Annotated in this window: 4 protein-coding genes; 2 read left to right on the top strand and 2 right to left on the bottom strand. The window is 71.2% G+C overall.

Annotation, left to right across the window (positions count from 1 at the left end; genetic code table 11):
- Positions 1-410 (bottom strand): SDR family NAD(P)-dependent oxidoreductase (locus VF794_RS08815; protein WP_331108742.1); only part of this gene is annotated, 410 nt, incomplete at its 3' end.
- A gap of 109 nt (positions 411-519) precedes the next feature.
- Between VF794_RS08815 and hemG the strand changes: the two genes are divergently transcribed.
- Together hemG and VF794_RS08805 are read left to right on the top strand one after the other, a co-directional pair.
- Complete coding sequence (gene hemG, locus VF794_RS08810) at positions 520-1,884, top strand: protoporphyrinogen oxidase (RefSeq protein ID WP_331108741.1); 1,365 nt, start codon at positions 520-522, stop codon at positions 1,882-1,884.
- A gap of 113 nt (positions 1,885-1,997) precedes the next feature.
- The gene (locus VF794_RS08805) at positions 1,998-3,044 is read left to right on the top strand and encodes a sensor histidine kinase (protein ID WP_331108740.1); all 1,047 of its coding nucleotides are present in this window, start codon (positions 1,998-2,000) and stop codon (positions 3,042-3,044) included.
- On the opposite strand, the gene VF794_RS08800 is transcribed toward VF794_RS08805, so the two are convergent.
- Positions 3,037-3,540 (bottom strand): HAMP domain-containing sensor histidine kinase (locus tag VF794_RS08800; protein ID WP_331108739.1); only part of this gene is annotated, 504 nt, incomplete at its 5' end. The genes VF794_RS08805 and VF794_RS08800 overlap by 8 nt on opposite strands.

Here is a 3,540-nt window from a genome sequence, read left to right as displayed (position 1 = left end):
TGCGAGGTGATGTGGATGATGCGCCGCGCCGAGCCGCGCCGCAGGGCCGGCAGCAGCGCGGAAGTCAGGCGCAGGGGCCCGAGCGCATTGGTGGTGAAGGTGCTGGCCATGTCCTCGAAGTCGAGCCGACCCAGGTACTCGTTCTTGCCGAACACCCCGGCGTTGTTGATGAGCACGTCCAGGGGCTCGCCCTGTCCGACCTCCGCGGCGAAGCCCGCCACGCTGCGCGGGTTGGAGACGTCGAGCGCGTGCACCCGGAGCCGGCCCCGGGAATCCCGGGAGAGCCCCTGGAGCTGCCTCGCATCGGCCGGGGAGCGAACCCCCGCGTCGATGGAGTCTCCACGGTTGAGCAGTTGACGGACGAACTCGAGCCCCAAACCCCGACTGGCACCAGTGATGGCGTAGCGCATGACGTCCCTAGATGGGGATGGTCCAGTGAAAAGGCACGCCGCACCGCGGTACATGAGCCGCGAGTGATGGACGGTTGAAACCCGCGTTGCACCGGGAGCGGAACCAAGCATGAGCGTCGTAATCATCGGCGGTGGAATCAGCGGACTGGCGTTGGCCCACGGGCTGCATTCGCGCGGAACCGAGGTGACACTGTTGGAAGCCGGCCCGCGTCTGGGGGGCAACATCCAGTCGCGACACCGGGATGGATTCCTCACCGAGGCGGGGCCGAACAGCTTCTTGGACCGGGAGCCCACCCTGCGTGCGCTGGCGGCGAGCCTGGGCCTCGAGGGCCACATCCGGACGGCGGACCCGGCGGCGAAGCGTCGCTACGTCTACACCCGGGGAAAGCTGCGGGCCGTGCCCATGTCGCCGCCGGCCTTCCTCAAGTCGGACGTGCTGCCCCTGGGCGCGAAGCTGCGGATGATGGGGGAGCTGTTCACCCGGCGAGCGCCCGAGGGGGACGAGTCGCTGGCGGCCTTCGGACGGCGGCACCTGGGGAGCGCGGCGACGGCGGTGCTGGTGGATGCGATGCAGTTGGGCATCTACGCGGGCGACGTGGAGGCGCTGAGCGTGGCCGCCATCTTCCCCAAGGTGGTGGAACTGGAGCGCAAGCACCGCAGCCTCGTGCTGGGCATGGCACGCACGCGGGCAGCCGAGCGCAAGGCGCTTCCCCCGGGCCAGAGCGCGCCGAAGCCCTCGGGGGCGGTCTGCTCGTTCGATGGGGGCCTCCAGGTGCTGGTGGATGCCCTGGCCCGGAAGCTGGGACCGGTGGCGCGCACGGGGGCGCGGGTGACGGGGCTGCGCCGGGAGGGCACTGGCTGGCGGCTCGCGGTGGAGGAGCACGGGCAGCGGGCGGAGCTGGCCGCGGACCAGGTGGTGCTCGCGGTGCCGGCGTACGTGGCGGCCGAGCTGCTGCGGCCGCTGGACGAGAAGCTCGCGGCGCGGGTGGAGGGCATCGCCTACGCGCCCGTGGCGGTGGTGCACCTGGGCTTCGCGCCAGGCTCGACGCCGCCTCAGGACGGCTTCGGCTTCCTGGTGCCCACGCTGGAGCGGCGGCGCGTCCTGGGAGTCATCCACGCCTCGGCCACCTTCCCCTGGCGCGCCGAGGGCGGACGCATCCTTTATACGTGCATGGTGGGTGGGGCGAAGCGACCGGACCTGGTGGACCTGGACGAGGAGGCGCTGGTGAAGCTCGCGCGCGAGGAGCTGCGGGAGCTGGCGGGGGTGACGGCCGAGCCCTCCTTCACCGAGGTCATCCACTGGAAGCGGGGCATCCCCCAGTACAATGTGGGCCACCTGGAGCGGGTGGCGGCCATCGACGAGGGCGTGGCCCGCCTGCCCGGGCTGTACCTCATCGGCAACGCCTACAAGGGCGTGGGCCTCATCGACTGCGTCCGCGCCGCCAACGAGCTGGCGGACACCCTCACGCGCTGACCCGTCCCGGCTCCGGAGCCCCGTGAAGCACCTGGTCCGCCACAGCGCCCTCTGTCTGGCGGGCACCGAGGACGGACCTCGGAACCGGGTGATATGCTCGCCTCCGGCCCCCGATGAATGAAGGCTCCATCGTCCGCGCCACCCTCAAGGCGCTCTTCCTGCCCAGGCGGCTCATCCCGATCGTCCTCGTCTGCCTGCCGCTGGTGGCCGCCCAGGCCCGCTTCAGCCAACAGGCCATGGCCGGACCGCTGGGCGTACTGCTGTGCGTCCTCTGCGTGGCCGTGGCCCCGGTGTCCTACCGCGTCCTCTTCCCCGAGGGCCTCGACTTCAGCCACGGCGGCATCCGCCTGCTGCTCTACGCCACCGTGGGCCTGGGCGTCGTGCTCTCCGTGGGCGTCGTGTTGCCCCAGGTGCTGAACATCGGGCGCACCTTCCTCACGGACCGCTACAGCCTCGCCGTGTGCGCGGCCCTCTTCCTCGTGGGCGGCTGGGGCCTGGGCCGGGACATCGACTTCGAGGAGAGCCTCGCCCACGAGCGCGCCCGCGCCGCCCGACTCCAGGTGGAGGCCGAGCAGGCCCAGTTGCTCGCCCTGCGCAGCCACCTGGATCCGCACTTCCTCTTCAACACCCTCAACGCCATCGCCGAGTGGTGCCAGACGGATGGGGCCGTGGCCGAGGCCGCCGTGCTGCGGCTGTCGGCCATGCTGCGCAGCGTGCTCGCCGGAGTGCGCGCCGCCACCTGGCCCCTGGAGCGCGAGCTGGAGCTGGTGCGCACCCTCTTCGAGCTGCACCTGCTGCGCGACCCGGACCTCTTCCAGCTCTCCGTGCAGGTGGAACCGGGCCTGGAGTCCCTCCCCGTGCCGCCACTCGCCCTGCTGCCGCTGGCGGAGAACGCGGTGAAACATGGGCCCGCCGCCGGCCACCGCGGGCGCATCGACCTGACCCTGCGCGTGCGCGGGGACGAGGTCGTCCTCACGTTGGAGAACCCCGGAGCCTCCAAGGGGCCTCGCGAGGGCAGCAGCGGCCTGCCCACCGTGGAGCGTCGGCTCGCCCTGGCCTACGCGGGCCGAGCGAGCCTCGTGCTCACCACCCAGGACGCGCGCACCCGCGTCACCGTCACCCTGCCCCGCTCCGGCCCCGTCCCCGGCATCGTCACTTGAGCGGGAGTCGCACCCGGAAGGTCGTCCCCTTCTCCGGGGTGCTCTCCACACAGACGCTTCCGCCATGGGCCTCGGCCACGCCCTTCACCAGGGTCAGCCCGATGCCCCAGCCCTTCTTTCCACTGGCCTCCGCGCTCTTCGCGCGGGCGAAATACTGGAAGAGCAACGCCTGCTCCTCGGCTGGGATGGGATTGCCCCAGTTGTGGACGCGGAGCTCCGCCTGGTCGCCGTCTCGTTTCAGGCTCACGGTCACCCGGCTCGTCGGATCTCCGTACTTGATGGCGTTGTTGCAGAGGTTCTCGGTGAGCCTGCGCAGCGCATGGGCATCCCAGTTGCCCTGGATGCCCTCCTCCCCTCGAAGCTCGAACCGCTCTCCGTGAACGGTCGAGAGATCCTCCAGCGTGTCGACCACCACCTGCCGGAACTCGCACGGAGCCATCTCGACTGGCAGACCCTGGCCCGCCCGGATGCGGTTGGCGTCCAACAGGTCGGTGAT

The organism is Archangium sp., assembly GCF_036389735.1.
GTDB lineage: Bacteria > Myxococcota > Myxococcia > Myxococcales > Myxococcaceae > Archangium.
This window is presented reverse-complemented; position numbering and strand designations above follow the sequence as displayed.

Excerpts from the sequence above, each read along its gene's own strand:
- hemG (WP_331108741.1), top strand. The coding sequence starts at position 520 with ATGAGCGTCGTAATCATCGGCGGTGGAATCAGCGGACTGGCGTTGGCC.
- VF794_RS08805 (WP_331108740.1), top strand. The coding sequence starts at position 1,998 with ATGAATGAAGGCTCCATCGTCCGCGCCACCCTCAAGGCGCTCTTCCTG.